The organism is Planktothrix sp. PLAVEN19ND (assembly GCF_057220675.1).
In genome coordinates this window covers 1,498,126-1,515,314 of the sequence record NZ_CM170132.1, presented here as the reverse complement: position 1 = coordinate 1,515,314, position 17,189 = coordinate 1,498,126, and the positions used below count along the sequence as shown (strand labels likewise).

At 39.1% G+C, this 17,189-nt stretch carries 11 protein-coding genes; 7 read left to right on the top strand and 4 right to left on the bottom strand.

All coding sequences use genetic code 11. The annotated features are described in order from the left end of the window. Nucleotides 1-66: 66 nt before the first annotated feature. Nucleotides 67-639, bottom strand: coding sequence for a hypothetical protein (locus AC2D3N_RS06460; RefSeq protein WP_484693134.1), 573 nt, complete (start codon nt 637-639; stop codon nt 67-69). A 70-nt stretch (nt 640-709) separates the two neighbouring features. Beyond that, nucleotides 710-4,519: a PAS domain S-box protein gene (locus tag AC2D3N_RS06455; protein ID WP_484693133.1), complete on the bottom strand. Its 3,810-nt coding sequence runs from the start codon at nt 4,517-4,519 to the stop codon at nt 710-712. 497 nt (nt 4,520-5,016) lie between these two features. Here AC2D3N_RS06455 and AC2D3N_RS06450 point away from each other — a divergent pair, with 497 nt between their 5' ends. From AC2D3N_RS06450 to AC2D3N_RS06440, 3 genes are read left to right on the top strand one after another with little or no spacing between them, the layout of a single operon-like run. After that, the gene (locus AC2D3N_RS06450) at nt 5,017-6,231 is read left to right on the top strand and encodes a glycosyltransferase family 4 protein (RefSeq protein WP_484693132.1); all 1,215 of its coding nucleotides are present in this window, start codon (nt 5,017-5,019) and stop codon (nt 6,229-6,231) included. A 25-nt stretch (nt 6,232-6,256) separates the two neighbouring features. Then, nucleotides 6,257-7,915 carry a hypothetical protein gene (locus tag AC2D3N_RS06445; protein ID WP_484693131.1) on the top strand — a complete coding sequence of 553 codons (1,659 nt, stop codon included), beginning with the start codon at nt 6,257-6,259 and terminating at the stop codon, nt 7,913-7,915. An 18-nt stretch (nt 7,916-7,933) separates the two neighbouring features. Beyond that, entirely contained in the window at nt 7,934-8,788 is an 855-nt protein-coding gene (locus tag AC2D3N_RS06440; protein WP_484693130.1) for an ion transporter, read from the top strand. Between the two features lie 44 nt (nt 8,789-8,832). Here AC2D3N_RS06440 and AC2D3N_RS06435 read toward each other — a convergent pair whose 3' ends face one another. Beyond that, nucleotides 8,833-11,193: a glycoside hydrolase family 31 protein gene (locus tag AC2D3N_RS06435; RefSeq protein WP_484693129.1), complete on the bottom strand. Its 2,361-nt coding sequence runs from the start codon at nt 11,191-11,193 to the stop codon at nt 8,833-8,835. 51 nt (nt 11,194-11,244) lie between these two features. After that, nucleotides 11,245-12,027, bottom strand: coding sequence for an SDR family oxidoreductase (locus tag AC2D3N_RS06430; protein WP_484693128.1), 783 nt, complete (start codon nt 12,025-12,027; stop codon nt 11,245-11,247). Between the two features lie 335 nt (nt 12,028-12,362). Between AC2D3N_RS06430 and AC2D3N_RS06425 the strand changes: the two genes are divergently transcribed. From AC2D3N_RS06425 to AC2D3N_RS06410, 4 genes are all read left to right on the top strand, one after another. After that, nucleotides 12,363-13,043 carry a Uma2 family endonuclease gene (locus tag AC2D3N_RS06425; protein WP_484693127.1) on the top strand — a complete coding sequence of 227 codons (681 nt, stop codon included), beginning with the start codon at nt 12,363-12,365 and terminating at the stop codon, nt 13,041-13,043. A 5-nt stretch (nt 13,044-13,048) separates the two neighbouring features. Further along, entirely contained in the window at nt 13,049-14,293 is a 1,245-nt protein-coding gene (locus AC2D3N_RS06420) for an MFS transporter (RefSeq protein ID WP_079679525.1), read from the top strand. Between the two features lie 21 nt (nt 14,294-14,314). Then, on the top strand, nt 14,315-15,934 hold the full coding sequence (gene lnt / locus AC2D3N_RS06415; protein WP_484693126.1) for an apolipoprotein N-acyltransferase: 1,620 nt from the start codon (nt 14,315-14,317) through the stop codon (nt 15,932-15,934). Between the two features lie 137 nt (nt 15,935-16,071). Beyond that, nucleotides 16,072-17,172, top strand: a complete 1,101-nt coding sequence (locus tag AC2D3N_RS06410; RefSeq protein ID WP_484693125.1) for a hybrid sensor histidine kinase/response regulator — start codon at nt 16,072-16,074, stop codon at nt 17,170-17,172. The last annotated feature ends 17 nt before the right edge of the window (nt 17,173-17,189 follow it).

The window sequence follows — 17,189 nt, the reverse complement described above, 5'->3', positions numbered from 1 at the left end:
GTTCTTTTAGATCTAGGTTAATCACCGCGCATCTCGATGAACCCGCCCCTACAACTGGTGACTGTTTTAACTGTCCTCCATGGCTGGAAGTTGAGGTAGGGGTTGGGATTCAGGCAGTTGGGGAGTGGTGGAGGAATACCCTGGGGTGAGGGTTGTGAAAATTGACGTTCCCGACGGGGGTTGATTTTGGGCTTTGGTGAGTAAATCGACCGTATCCCCTAAAGCCATGGTTAAACTATTGCGAGTTTCCAGATGGGCTGCTTTTTCGGCTTCGAGGGCTTCAACCAGTTGATGAATGTGTTCCCGGGAGCGATCGCGTTCTAACATCACTTCAATTAATTTTGCCTTAACTTCATCCAAAGTTTTCAACGGGTCAATCTCTTGACGAACGGCGACCCGTACCTGTAACTCATTGGGTAGGGGAGACAGGCGTTGCCATCGTTCCAACTCCCCCCGCAATTCTCCCACTTGTTCTAAATACCGCCCGGCTTCTTGGCGTCGTTGTTGGGCTTCAGTATTGTAGCGTTGTCGCCATTGGTCGGAACTTTCGACCGCCGCGTTAAGATCCCGTTGGGTTTGTGCCAACTGTTGTTTTAAGCGTTTAATTTCATCAAGCCACTGCCGAACATCCTGGGTCATAGAACTGGGAAAAATAAAAAATCGGGCAATTATTGATTTTAGTATTTTATCTAAATCTTGGTAAAATCTGTTAGATCTGATGGAAATACTGTTCAATATAAACTTTTAGAGTTCCTAAATTGTGTTGAATTTTTGCCACCTGTTCTGAACAGAGTGTAATATTTTCCTGTTGTATGGCATTTTCGAGTTGTTCAGCCAATTGAGAAATAATCGTTGCCCCCACATTAGCACTAGAACCCTTGAAGCGATGGGCATATTGTTGTAGGATTGTGAAGTTTTTGGCTGTGAGCGCAGCTTGAATTTCAATAAAATCCTGTTCACTGCGTTCTATATAAACCTTTAATAGCTTTTGTTGAAACTCTTTTTTCCCTCCCGAAATTTTTTGTATTCGTTCTATATTTAAGGGAGAATTATTAGGGTTATCCCCTAATGTTTTTGGGGGGGCTAATTCGGAATCGACTGAAAGGTTGGTATTCTGATTTTTTTGATCAATAATATAAGTCCATTTCATTAAAACGGCTTCTAATTCTTCCGCTTCGACGGGTTTACTCAGATAATCGTCCATGCCAACGGCGAGACATTTTTCTCGATCAGTCGTTAAGGCATGGGCCGTGAGAGCGATAATAATAATATGGTGATCGGTTTCTTTTTGTCTGATTTGTTGAGTTGTGGCATAGCCGTCTAATTGTGGCATCTGACAATCCATAAACACGATATCATATTTTTTTTGGTTCAAAAGTTCTAGGGCCTCCAGACCATTATTCGCTAGATCGGCTTCATATCCTAAGAGGTTGAGTTGATTTAAAATCACCTCTTGATTAATCAGATGATCTTCTGCCAAAAGAATCCTTAATGGTGGATGAGATGGGGTTAAAATATTTTGATCATTGGAGATTTTGACTGAAGATTGTTGTTGGATATTTGATGCGTTCTGGATTGTCATAGCTTTTAAGATCGCATCAAATAAACGAGAAGCTCTTATGGGTTTAGTTAAATAACTATCTATTCCCTGATCTAACATTTTTTCAATCAGATCTCGTTGATTTGTCCGGGTCATTAAGACTAACTTTGTTTGGGATAAATGGCGATCGGAGTTGATGATATCAGCTAGATTAGCTGAGTTAATAGTTAATAACGGTTGATCAAAAATTGCGATCGGGTAGGGTTCTCCTCGGGTTGCAGCTTGGCGCAATAAAGTTAAGGCTGATTCTCCATCTATGGCTTCATCTAACTGTATTCCCCAGGATTGAGTTAAATAACGAATTGATTGGCGAATGGTAATATTGTTATCAGCTACTAATAGCTTTAAATTTCTTAAACTGGCAGGAGCTACTCGATTTTGTTTGGCTTCTCCCAGTAAAAATTGAGCCGTAAACCAAAATGTTGATCCTTTACCTACTGTACTTTCAACCCCAATATCACCGCTCATTAAATGAACTAATTGTTTGGAAATGACTAACCCTAATCCCGTGCCGCCATATTGACGGGTTGTAGAAGCATCAAGTTGGGAAAAACACTGGAAAAGTTTATCCTTGTCTTCTGAAGAAATCCCAATCCCCGTATCGGAAATTTCAAATCGTAATCGGGTTGTATGGGAGGTACTAGATAGTTGATTCACCCGGACTACCACTTCTCCAGCAGAGGTAAATTTAATTCCATTTCCTAATAAGTTTAATAGAATTTGACGTAAACGACCCGGATCTCCGCGTAACTGACGGGGTACATTTGTATCAACAATAATAGCCAGTTCTAATCTTTTTTCTTCCGCCTGAGTTGCCACTAAATCGACAACGGTTTCTAAACAATGTTCTAAATCAAAATCCAAGGTTTCTAGTTTAACTTCTATGGCTTCTAATTTAGAGAAGTCGAGAATATCATTAATAATAGCTAATAAATGTTCGGCACTCACGCGAATCCCGCGCACAAAATCCTGTTGTTTAGGGGTTAGTTCGGTTTTTAATAATAATCCTGCCATGCCCAAAATGCCATTCATCGGTGTGCGGATTTCATGACTCATATTTGCCAGAAATTGGGACTTAATTCGGGCATTTTCTAAAGCGGCTTCCCGAGCTTCTACTAATTCATCAATTCGATCCGCCGCAATCACCACACCCCCAATTTGTTGATTGGGTTCATACCAAGGATGAATCGCCCAGCGAATAATACTTTTTTTGCCATTGATGTCATAAAATACATCTTCAGAATTAGAAATAATTTTCCCCTTTAATCCTTGTTTAAAGGCTTTTTTCCAACTATAGGGCATTTGAGGAAAAACTTTTCTATCAGATTGCTGAAGGGAAAGCAGTTGTTGTTTTAATCGGACTAAACCAAAATCGGAAAACCATTTATCACTATAGGCAATATAACACATTTCTCGGTTAAACATTGCCATGGCAACGGGGGCATGGGTAATAATTTGTCTGAGTTGTTGACTTTCTCTTTCAATAGCATCTTCTACTTGTTTACGTTCCGTAATATTTCGACCCGTGCCATACATTAATCCAGTCTGGGCAATTCTCACGCAATTCCAAGCAATCCACTTATAGGAATTATCTTGACAACGCAGTCGAGCTTCAAAGGAAAAAATGAGAGCTTCTTGGGTATTTTCTTCACTAATGGATTGTTCAACGGAACTTAAATTATCAGGATGAACCAGGGAGATAAAGGAGGTTTTTTGCAGTTGTTCAGGAGTAAAGCCAAGAATTTTTTCTACGGAGGGACTCACCCGTTTAAATCGGAGATCTCGATCTACAATAATTAGTATATCAACGGATAATTCAAAAAAGCGATCGCGTTCTAATTCTAATTGTTTACGAGTAGTAATATCTTCAATCACAGCAATTCCATAGCGTTTTTCTTCCCTGGGACAATAGGGAAATTCATCTAACCATGATCCTAAAGAAAGCGTCAAGTTAATCCAAACAATTGCTCCATTTTTATGAATATAGCGTTTCTCAATAGAATAGCTAGGAATTTCTTGATTAATTAATTTTTGAAATAAAAATAAATCTTTGTTTTTATCATCGGGGTGGGTAAAATCCGACAACTTATATCTTAATAGTTGTTCGCGGGAATAACCGACAATCTCACAAAATTTTTGATTCACTTTTAACCATTGTTTGGAGAGAGAAACATGACCAATTCCAACAGCAGCTTGTTCAAAGGTATCTCTGAATAGACGTTCTTGGGCATGGGTTTGGGCAATTTGTAAAGCCAACTTTTGGTCTAATTTTTTCATTAAATACAGGGCTAAAATCGATCCTAAAATCCCCATCCCTGTCACCGCAAACATGGACAACCATGTCAGTTTAATTTGTTCATTTTGAATTTTTCGGCGTTGTTCGATAAGTTGTTCTTCTTCTTGAATAAATTGACTAATTTCTTGACGGTTTATCTGCATTTGTTTGCTATTTTGTAGCAGAACTTCGGATAAATTTGTAGACGGTTTAGGGGATTGAATTGTATTTAAGTAAGTTTTTAAAAGTTGGTCAGATTGATTTAGGGTGGTTTCGAGGGTTGTCAGTTTCTGAATCCGGTTAGGATGATTAATGGCTAAATGTTTAACTTGATTGAGGGAAATATATAAATTTTTAGTGGCTTTTTCGTAGGTATTTAAATGATTGGTTTGACGGGTTAACGCATAATCTTTCACCGCAATTTCTGCGGTCAAAATCTGTGTCATTAATTCCTGAGCCTGATTGCGAATCAGATAGCTATCGCGGGCTTGGTTTCTAGCTTCTTCGGCTTGGTATTGAAAAATCGCTGCGATCGCCAGACCAATGATTAAACTAGATATGGGAATTCCAGTAATCAGACTGGCTCGATGACGTTGAATAAACCTTAGCCACTCTGGTAAGGAATTTGTGAAATCCGTATTCATATCTCCACCTTAGAGCAACCCGTGAACCCAAAACACCGATATCTGAAGGTTTTAAGCCATCAATCCACCCCCAACAACCTCTACAAAAACACCGATCTGAAGCGAGATCGGTGCATTGGGGGTGTTATGGGTGTTATCTACTCCGCACCATAACAGATCGGGATTCCGCTTTGAGTGTACCCTTGTGCTAGTTCTCAAATTGTCACAAGAATCAAACTCTCTAACATTTTGATTAATCCGGTTAATATGCAATAAAAATTCTAACCAATAATTAAAAAATTTGCCGAATGTTGCCATAATAATAGATAAAATTGGCTCGGTATTGCCAGCATTTGATGAGAACATAAATTCATCTAGCGGTTAACTCCTGAATGGGTTGTCAAGCTGAATTAAAGTAGTATAATTATAGTATATTTTGAAAAAAATTGATCCGCAATAGTCCAAGTCCTGCTTTTCAGGTAATTGGGTTATCTATTGTTTAATTCTGGTTTAACCCCATGAATATTGTAATCATCTCCTCTACGTTTCCCTATCCACCCAGTCGAGGCGGAACGGAGATTAGAACCTTTAACTTGCTCAAATATCTTCATTCTCGCCATCATGTTACTCTAATCACCCAAAGACATTCGGGGGTTAGTGATCAGGATGTAGAGGAATTGCGTCAATGGGTGAGTCAACTGGTGGTTTTTCCCCTCCCTCCCGAACCTCCGACTGGGGCCGTTGCTAAGGTGGGTCGCTTTATTAATTCCCTCGTCCAAAGTACCCCTCCCAATGTCCTTTATCGATATTCCCAAGAAATGCAAACTTGGATCGATCAAGCCGTTGAACAGGGCAAAGTTGATGTAATTACTTGCGAACATAGTGTTAATGAAATTTATATTCGACCGTCCTATTTAAAGCAGGTTCATACCGTTGTTAATATTCATAGTTCTGTAGTAGGTTGGACTCGTAATCATTTAGAAATGGGGGCTTCTCCCCATCCTCAACGCGATCGGATTTATTTACAATTACTCTTAGAACGCTATGAAAAACGTTATGCGGCTAAATTTCATGATTTAGTCGTTACCACCGCAGATGATGAAAAACAATTCCGTCAATTTCAACCCCAGGGAGAAATTCATGTAGTTGCGAATGGGGTGGATTTAGAATTATTTCCCATGCGATCTTTTGATCCGAATAATCATAACTTAGTATTTGTGGGGGCAATGGACGCCTCCCATAATATCGACGCCGCCCGATTTTTCACCCTAGAGGTCTTACCCATCCTGCAAAATTCCTATCCCGATACCACCTTTACCATCATCGGAGCGCGACCCGTACCGGAGGTTCTACAATTAGCGAACTATCCAGGTGTGATCGTCACCGGAGGAGTTCCCCAGGTCGTCGATTATTTACATCAGGGGACGGTCTGTGTCACCCCCCTGCGCAGTGGCTACGGAATCAAAAATAAAACCCTCGAAGCCATGGCCGCCGGGGTGCCGGTGGTGGCCAGCGATCGCGGTTTAGAAGGATTAGCCGTTGATGGGCCGAATGACCCCCATCGGGCTCTGCGGGCAAATACCGTGGCAGAATATGTAGAAACCATTAGCCGACTGTTTGAACATCCCCATCTGAGGGAACAATTGTCGCAAAATGGGAGATTATTAATTGAAACTGAATATACTTGGGAACGAGCCGGTGAGCTTTATGAACAAGTTTTGCTGCGTCGTTAGCCTAATCCCATCCTAATCTGAATCCATGATGAATCCTTTAGGGACAGGTCATCAACCCTCTCCTCGAAAAAAGAGTCAGCCCCGAAAACCTCAGCCTCAAACGGCTAAAACCCCCGCCAAATCAGGCCAACAGCGTCGTCAAGCTCGACGTTCCCAAACGGCTGTTTTACCTGCGGGCAAAAAAACCGCCCCCCAACCTGCGAAATCTAAACCGTCCCAGCCCATTAGCCGATTTTGGAAAAAATGGATCGCCGATGGGGTTGCCTTTACTTTACTATTCGGAGGAACCACCTTAATTGGTGGCTGTGCCTGGTTTAGTTATCAATTAATTGTGAATCCTGATATTGGAGTTTGGTTAAATCAATTGTTACCCAGTTGGACACAAATTCCTCTACAACGCCGAGACTCGATTGTTACCTTAGATGAAATTAATCAGGCTCTCAAAACTGAAGGATTTATGGTGGGAAAATCCCTAACTTTACCGACGGTTGATGCAATTGCAAAAACAGCGAATGAGCAAAAATCCACAGTCCCATTTAACTCTTTATTAGTCAATTCAAATGCTGCGGTTCAACAGTCAAATGATTTATTAATTCCTATTTTAAAAACCCGTGACTCTAGTGTTGCCCATCGCTGCGAAGGGACTTGTCAAGAAATTGTGCAGGTGCGGGTTTATGAAGCCGTTCAAACCCCCTATCAACGCCAGGGTAGCACTCAGTATTATCGGTTAATGCAGCAACTCGATACCCAGGGGCCAGCCGAATCCTTTGTGATTGCTTCCCTAATTGGAACCGAATCTAATCAACAGGGTTCTAATAAGCCCTCACCCCTAACTCGACTCACACAATTTAAAGGAAAAGTTCCTCACGGGGGGGTCTGGTTTAATCTGAATAGTGAGCGAGTCGTGGGAGATAAAACCGTTCCCTATGGACAGATTCTTCATTATAATCCGAGTCGCCATTATTTAAGTATGATGTTGGAATGGAAAAGTGCCGCCGGACAACAACCCATCTGGCAGGAAGTGACCGGAGGCAAAGATCCAGAATTATTAATTGAACAAACAATTGGTTTAGAACCTCAGTTTAGTATTTATCAAGTCCAACCTTTGCAATTTATTCCTAACCCGATTCAATTGACCGCTATTTCTTTAGATGAAACCTTTTTAGATGATTATAATTATCGACAGGCTTTAAGATTAGCTCGTAGTGGGTTATGGTCGCCAGCATTGAATTTAATTAAACCGTTGAAAAAAAATATAGTCTCGGGAAATAGTCCTAATTTGAAATGGTCAACGGCTGTTCAAGCTCAGTTAGATTTAATTGAATTTCATGCTAAAATTACTAAGGCTCAAGCGGTTGCAGCCTGGGCAAGTCCGAGTCAACAAGTATTAGCCAGTTTGATTGATGGACGCTGGACTGAAGCCTTAGAAACCTTAAAAAATAGTCCAGGAAATCAACAGGAAATTGCTAATTTATTAAGATCAAATAGCGGACGGATTAAAAATCGTCTGAACGCAGCGTTATTAGAAAATCCTGAACAATTGGAATTAAAAACCTGGGGAACTTTAATGATTGCGGCGGAAAATGGGAGAAATCGAGCGATTAATTGGTTAGATGAACAACCCAAAACAGAGCAGAAAGACCGCCAAGAAATCCTAGAGTTATTATTAAAATCTATAGAATAAATTCTCTCTCCTCGGGTCATGTCTTTTAACTTATTTTATAACCTATCTAAATTTATGGGAGAGCCAATTTCATCCCCATCTCAAGTCGGTTTTTGGGAAACCCAACGAAAGAAAATAGCGTTTTATTTAGAAGATATTAACACCCCCATCGGGAAAATGGTTAATTTAAGTTTAACCGGATTAATTTTAATTTCCTTAACAAGTTTTATCGCCCAAACCTATCCTCTTTCTGATTTAGTTCATTCTCGGTTAGAATTGCTAGATTTTGTAATTTTAATTTGTTTTACAATTGAGTATTTAATTCGATTTTGGGCGGCTGATAATAAAAAAGAATTTATATTCAATCCTTTATCAATTATTGATTTATTTATTATTCTACAAGGTTATTTAAGATTTTTAAATATTAGTTATTTGAGGATTTTTCGTTGGTTTAGAATCCTACGATTAATTAGATTTATTGATGTTAAAATCTCAATTTTCAGGATTAAAAGCGAAGATGGAGTCATTTTAGCTCGAATTATTTTTACCCTATTAACTATTATTTTTATCTTTTCTGGCTTAATTTATCAAGTCGAACATCCCGTTAACCCAGAGGTTTTTAAAACCTTTTTAGACGCGGTTTATTTTTCCGTCGTTACCATGACCACCGTAGGGTTTGGGGATGTCACCCCGATATCAGATATGGGACGATTTTTAACCATTTTAATGATATTAACTGGAATTGCTTTAATTCCTTGGCAATTAGGAGATTTAATTAAACAATTACTCAAAACAACTAATCAAATAGAAACTATTTGTTCCGGGTGTGGGTGGTCAATTCATGACCAAGATGCCCGCTTTTGTAAACGCTGTGGAACCCCATTAAACCCTTAATTAATATTACCCCCGTTGTTGCGCTTCAGCGCATCTTCTAAAGCCTAAAGCCCAACAACAGATTGATAACCAAACCTGAATATTTTCCCCTGACCATCATCTTGAAAACGCTGTTCTCCCACTCCCACCACATCAATAATTATCTCACGGTCAGGGGGAGTCCAGTCTCCCTGACGGGGTTCAATTTCAATAATTAACTCCTGATTTTCTGGATATACTCGATATTTTGTGATTGAATAAACTCCCTGAAGATACTCGAAAGAATTACCATCATCTTCATATAAAATACCCTCTCCCGTCCCCGGAAAAACCTTAAACGTTAAACTATCAATCGGTTTTTCATCCACATATTGCATCACCGCTTGTAAAGGAATAATTGAACCCGCTTTCACATACAATGGCATCCGTTCTAAAGGAGCATCTGCTAAAATATATTGTGATCCAGCATAGGGTTTTCCCGTCCACCAATCATACCAAATTCCAGTCGGTAAATACACCGCCCGACATTCTATCCCTGGACGATAAATAGGAGCAGCTAAAATCGCCGAACCCAATAAAACTTGATCGGATAAAGTATAGGTTTTGGTATCATTAGGATAGTGATAAAATAGGGGACGAAGAATCGGATTTCCCGTTTGTGTCGCTTCCCAAAATGATGTATAAAGATAGGGTAAAAGACGATAGCGTAATTCTAAATACTCTCGACAAATTCGCTCAACTCGCTCTCCAAATACCCAGGGTTCATGTTGGGAAGTCGATAAAGCCGAATGACCTCGCATCAATGGATATAATATTCCCAATTGCATCCAACGGGCGAATAATTCTGGTGTAGCATTGCCCCCAAAACCCCCAATATCAGAACCTACAAATCCTACCCCAGATAACCCCATATTACATAACATCGGTAGAGACATTTCTAAATGTTCCCAAATCGAATGGTTATCCCCCATCCACACCGATGACCAGCGTTGAATCCCCGCATATCCTGACCGAGTTAAGACAAAAGATCGCTGTTTCGGTCGCAATTTTAACAACCCTTGGGCACTAGATTTTGCCATCATTAACCCATATAAATTATGGGCTTCCGCGTGGGTTGTTTGTTCTTCTATTGGCCCCTGTAAACTCTCTAAAGGAAAGGTAATTTTAGTTCCCTTATCCCCCAAGGGACGGTCATCAATAGCGGGTTCATTCATATCATTCCAAATGCCCGCAATACCAATATTTGTTAAGGTTTGATGGCATTCTCCCCACCATTGTTGCACCTGGGGATTTAAAAAATCGGGAAACACCGCTTTATCCGGCCAAACATAACCATGAAACAGTTCTCCGTTAGGTTTTCTAATAAAATAATTCTGTTTTAATCCTTGATCAAAAATAGTATAATTGGCTTCGGGTTCATATTTAACTCCTGGGTCAATAATTGTCACGGTTTTAAAGCCATTTTTAGATAGATTTTGAATCAAATTCTCTGGATTTGGAAACCGTTTTTCACTCCAGGTAAAAACTCTATATCCCTGCATATAATCAATATCTAAATGAATTACATCACAGGGAAGTTTGCGGGTTCTAAATTGTTTTGTTAGTTCTTGAACAACGGTTTCTGATTCATAACTCCAGCGACATTGATGATAGCCTAATGCCCAACGGGGAGGTAAGGGCATTCGTCCGGTTAGTTGGGTATAGGTATTTAGAATTTGCTCCGGTTTAGGGCCATAAATAATATAATAATCTAATTCTGGGGCGTGGGTTTCCATCTGCAAAATCCCAGGTTTTTTCACTCCAATATCGAAGCGACTCCAGTGGGTACTATTTAAAAAAATGCCATAACTTAATTCCGGTCGTAAGGATATAAAGACAGGAATGGCTTGATACATGGCATCAGTTAAGGCATCATACTTGCGACAATTCTCCGTCCAATTGGTTTTGATTTCTCCCGTTTTATCTAAAAATCCCGTGCGTTCTCCAAAGCCATAAAAATGTTCTTCCGGTTCAATTTTTTTCTCAACTGCTGTTAACCCTGGTTGCCATCTAAACCCTAATTCTGCATCGGTGGCAAAGGGTTGATTTTGTAGATCATAACATTGAATTCGGCAAGGGTGATGTTGCACGGATATTCTGATTTTTTCAGTAATAATTTCTGTGGTTTCTTCGGTTTGTTGGGTTTTAAAGCGAGTGGGTTGCCATTCACTATCATCTAAGTTAACCGCCCAAGATCGACGGGGAAGAAAATTACCAGAAGTAGAATAGCGAATTCTAATTAAATTATCAGCTAATATACTAATTTTAACATGGACATTGCCGCAGTTAAAGAGAAGATGGCGATCGCCTATTTCTACACTTTGCACCGCTTCAATTGTTGACCAATTAGGGTGTAAAGATTGTAATTGTCCGAAATATTGGGGCATATAAATAGGATTTTTATTTTAACTCTATATTATCATATCCAATCCAACTATTTATCCTTGTAATAAAGATTGTCCGCCATCGATCCAAACTTCTGTTCCAGTAATATGACTCGAAGCATCAGAAACTAAAAATAACACCAGTTGTGCAACTTGTTCAGAGGTTCCGGGTTGACCCTGGGTTAAGGGAATATTCCCTTGAGGAAATTCCACAAGTTCTTGAGTTTTTTCTAAGTATTGTCGTTCAGTATTCTGATTAATTTCGGTGGTAATTGCCCCCGGACAAATGACATTCACTCTAATTTTATATATTGCTAATTCTAGGGCGGTCATTTTAGCAAAAGTCACCTGGGCAGCTTTGGTACAAGCGTAGGCTGTGGCTCCAGTATTACTAAACATTCGAGTTCCATTTACAGAAGAATTAATTACCACACTTCCCCCTTGTTTCTTCAGATAGGGTAAGGCATATTTTAAGGTGTAAAAAGTTCCATCTAAATTAATAGAAATGGTCGCTTTCCATTCCTCGGGGGAAAGTTCCTCTAAAGGAGCCCACACTCCATTAATACCCGCATTAGCAAAAACAATATCAATTTTTCCCCAAGTTTCTGCTATTTTATCCATGGACTGTTGCACCTGTTCGGGGTAGGAAATATCCGCCGTGGTCATCATCGCTTCCCCACCGGTTTGTTTAATCTGATCAATCGTTTTTTGACCTTTTTCGGGTGTTCGATCAAGGGTGGCTATTTTTGCCCCTTCTTTTGCTAATAAAAACGCAGTTTCTTTCCCAATTCCCGAACCCGCTCCCGTAATTACGGCAACTTTATCTTTGAGTAACATTAACCGACTCCTATTTAATTTTATGACTATCTTAATGTTTGTAATCTTTTTGATTTTTTACGTCTATCCCAAGAAAGATTTTTGTTTTTTTATGACAGTTTTTAGTTTAGTGAAGGATGGGGGATTTTTGCATAAACCACAAAGGCACAAAGACACGAAAAAAGATGGGTAAGTTCAGCTTTAAGGTAGAATGAATGGAGTTTAAAAGAATGGGTTTATTATTTTTTATGATTTTCCTGAAATTGAAAATAATGTGCTATAATTAACAGCAACGTTGTTCTTGTTTCTCCCGTCATCTTGATCTTAATTTCTGAATTTTTTACATTTTTCTTTCTATGATGAGTTTATCTTCGGTTACAGTATTGCTCAATTCTACAAGCTCAAAATGGCAGACTGCAACCTGGGATGATTATTTAGCCTATCGAGATCATCCCAGGTTAGAGCGAGTTAAGTTATTTTATCAAGAAGGTTATTTATTAATTGAAATGGGTGCAGAAGGAATTAATCACGCTAGTATTAGCGATTTATTTACCATGGTTTTTGCATTTTGGTTTACTCGTTTTCCCGTTGTTAGTTTTAGTTCATTAGGTCGCTGTCAACTGGAAAAAGCAAACCATTGTGCTTTAGCACCGGATCAGGTTTTATATATTGGTGAAAATTCACCCCGTTGGCAACCGGGAGAACCCCGTCGGGTTGACTTAAATCGTTGGCGGGTTCCTGATTTAGTAGGGGAAGTTTCTGATACCACTTTAGCCACTGATTTAGATGAAAAAAAACAACTTTATGCAGCATTAGGGATTCCTGAATATTGGGTAACAGATGTTAAAGGAAAACAGGTGATTGCCTTTCGTTTACAAGAAAATGGCAAATATGAACAGATAGAATATTCTATAGCTCTTTCGGGTTTACCGATTATACTTTTAGAGCAAACTTTAGAACAATTAACCCAAGTAGAGAATGGTTTGGCGGCTCTCTGGTTTAATCAACAAATTGCTAATATTAATATTAAGGAATAGATATTTTGAACACTTTTCGCAGCTTTGATCCCAAACGTCAACGCAGTTTACTGGCTTTATTTATCGCAGGTTTATGTTTCTGGACAGGGATAACCACACTATTACCAACCCTACCATTATATATTGAATCTCTGGGCGGAACCACACAACAAATTGGTTGGGTCATGGGGGCTTTTGCCTTGGGTTTATTGCCGTCTCGATTTTGGTTTGGCCCCCTAGCCGATCGTAAAAGCCGCAAATTAGTCTTATTAATCGGAACCCTAGTGGGGACTATCGCACCTTTAGGATATCTGTTTGCGGAGTCTATCCCCGTACTACTGAGTTTACGGGCCTTTCATGGGGTGAGTGTCGCCGCATTTACCATCGGTTACAGTGCCTTAGTTGCCGATATTGCCCCCGTTGAACGCAGGGGAGAAGTAATTGGATATATGAGTTTAGTGGCTCCGATTGGGATGGCGATTGGCCCGGCGGTGGGGGGATCAATGCAAGCGATGGTGGGGTATGACCCGATCTTTTTATCGAGTAGCGGATTTGCGTTTTTAGCATTTTTAGGGATTTGTCAAGTTTGGGAACCCCAACACAATAAATCAACAAAAAAAGTGGTTTCTACTTCTTTATTAGAAAAGGGTTTATGGTTGTTCAAAATGTTATGGAGTCCCCCTTTAAGGGTTCCCGCTTTTGTGATGTTAATGGTAGGTTTAATCTTTGGAACTTTAGTCACATTTTTGCCTTTAGCGGTGAAGGAATCGGGGTTGAATTTTAATGCGGGATTATTTTATAGTACCGCCGCGATCGCTAGTTTTTTAATTAGAATTCCTACGGGTCGAGCTTCTGATCGTTATGGTCGAGGTTTGTTTATTACTGGGGGATTAATTTGTTATTTTTTAGCGATGTTACTCCTATCAAAAACTATGCACAGTAATATTATTTTATTGGCGGCATTACTCGAAGGAATGGGGGCGGGGGTTGTGCTTCCGATGATGATCACCTTAATTACTGATCGATGTTTACCGGAACAACGGGGTCAATTTTTCTCCTTATGTTTAACCGGATTTGACGTGGGAATTGCCGTTGCTGGCCCTATTTTTGGCATCTTTGCCGAACAATTAGGATATTCAGTTATGTTTGCCTTAGATGCGGGTTTAGCTTTAATTGCTTTAATTGCTTTCGCTACTTTTTCTAGTAAAACAATTCCCCTTTCTTTCAAATTTGCTTTGGGTCAAGCCAAGGATATTTATAGTTTAAATTAATTCTAGATCGGGTCATCATTTATGAAAAAACAAGAACTGATTGCGCCTTTATTATTAACAGCAATGGCTGGGGTTTTAATGGGTATTGCTGCGGAACCCTGGGGACTGTGGGGGTTAGCTTGGGTAGCATTAGTTCCTTTATGGGTTAATGTTTTATCAAATTTTACCCCCCCTAAACCCCTCCTGTTCATGGTGGGAAGTTTGGCGGTATTTAAAACTCCCTTAATATTAGCTTTAGTTTGGGGAATCGGCTATTACGGAACCGCCTTATTTTGGATTACCGGAATTCATCCGATGACCTGGTTAGGAGTTCCCTGGTTAGCCAGTTTAGCCATTACTATATTTTGTTGGAGTTTTCTCACCCTTTGGGGCGGTGCTTTGGTGATAATTTGGACGGGATTATTTGTGATTTTATCGGATCAATTAGCTCAAAAATTCTCTAAGATTTCCCTAGCCTTAGCCCGAGTTTTAATTGCAACGGTTTTATGGTGTGGGTTAGAATTTTTGTGGAGTTCTACGGCGTTATGGTGGTCTTCTTTATCCTATACTCAAAGTTTTGGGAATTTAATTATTTTGCACCTAGGTCAAATTTCTGGCCCCACAACTATTACCGCCACCTTATTAATTGTGAATGGGTTAATAGCAGAAAGTTTTATTTTAAATCGGGATAAATATTATTCTCAGACTCAAGATCAAAAATCCTATTTATTATTGATTTTAGCGGTATTGTTTTTGATTGCTGCTCATGGATTGGGGTTGATTCTATATAGCATTCCTTCACAAAAAAATCCAGAACAGGCGTTAAAAGTAGGAATTATTCAAGGAAATATTGCTAATGAAGTTAAATTAAATTATTCGGGATTTCTACAAGCCTTAAATGGCTATACAACCGGATATATTACCTTAGCTAATCAAGGAGTAGACTTGGTAATCACCCCAGAAACCGCCCTACCTTTTTTCTGGACTGACTCGAATCAACGACAAAATAGTTCTTTTTATCAAGCCGTTTTACAGCAAAAAGTTCCGGCTATTGTGGGAAGTTTTGCCTTGAAAAAAAATGGATATACGAATAGTTTATTTTCCATGGATGGGGAAGGAAATATTATTGGTCAATATGATAAAGTTAATTTAGTTCCTTTGGGAGAATTTATCCCCTTTAGTGAAGTTTTAGGCAGATTTATCAGAAAATTATCTCCCTTAGAAGCTACATTAATTCATGGAAAACCCACTCAACAATTCCAGACCCTTTTCGGTCAAACCACCGTCGGAATTTGTTATGATTCAGCCTTTGCAGATCATTTCCGCCGCCAAACCCTCCAGGGGGGAGAATTTTTGATTACGGCTTCTAATGATGCTTACTATTCCGTCGCAATTTTAGCTCAACATCATGCCCTCGATGTGATGCGAGCGATTGAAAATCATCGTTGGACAATTCGGGCTACAAATACAGGATATTCAGCCTTTATTGACCCCCATGGAAGGACTCAGTGGATTTCCAATCAGAATACCTATCAAGTCTATGCTGATACAATTTATCGCGATCGGACTCAAACCCTTTATGTCCGTTGGGGGGATTGGCTAATGCCTGTATTATTAATGGTAGGGACAATCCTATTTTTAGTTAAGATTGACCATTTTTGATGAATTTAATTCATACCAATAACTATAGCAACCCGCGCCGAGGTTGTAATATTTTAATACTAATATGAAACAATCAGAAATATTACTCGGTGTTCCCTGTTACCTTTTCAGCCTAACAACTCAAATAAGATTGCTATATGATTAAGTCTGATTCAATTCTAATTGTGGATGATGAACCGGATGTCTTCGATGTTTTCGAGGGAATTTTATTCCGAGAAGGATATCAACTCCATTATGCTTCCAATGGATTTGAGGTATTTAAATTTTTAGAATCCAGTTTACCGGATCTGATTTTATTAGATGTGATGATGCCCGATATTGATGGTGTGGATATCTGTCGCAAAATCAAACAAATTCCGGCATGGCAACCAATTCCTATTATTATGATCACGGCACTGAATTCTAAAGAAACCTTAGCTCAATGTTTAGAAGCTGGGGCAGAAGATTTTATTGGAAAACCGGTTAGTGCCTTAGAAGTTAGAGCTAGAGTGCGTTCCATGCTCCGACTTAAAAAACAGCATGATCAGTTAGAAAAATCCCAGCAAAAACTAGAACAATTGCTGCAATTACGCGAAGATATGACCTATACTATTATTCACGATCTGAGAAATCCCATATTTGTAATTTCATTAACTTGTGAACTCCTAAACTTAACTAATTTAACAGAAAAACAATCCCAAAAAATCAATCAAATTGCCACTTCAGGACAGCAGTTAAACAAACTAATTGATTCCTTACTACTGATGGCAAAACTCGAATCAGGGAAGGAATTACTGAATCCTAAACCGGTAAATTTATCTCTGATGGTTGAAGCCGTTGTTGATGAGTTTGAAGCTCAAGTTATTAAAAAGAAAATTAAAATTAATACTATAATTCCCCAGGTACAAAGGTTTGTGATTGCTGATTATGATTTAATTAAGCGAGTATTAGAAAATTTACTGGATAATGGGATTAAATTTTCCCCTTCCAATAGTGAAATTTTAATAGAAGTTGAATATCCAATTGATCAAAATACTGTTAAGGTTCACTTTCAAGATTCAGGAAATGGTGTAAAAGATGAACTCAAACAAAGCATTTTTAAAAAATATGAAACGGGTCAACGCTTTGAAGGTGTGGCTCAAACTGGGTTAGGACTAGCATTTTGCAAAATGGTGATTGATGCCCATCATGGCTGTCTTTCAATTACCGATAATCAACCAAAAGGATCGATTTTTACCATTGAACTAAAAGCGAAATAATCAGTTAAAAGTAATCA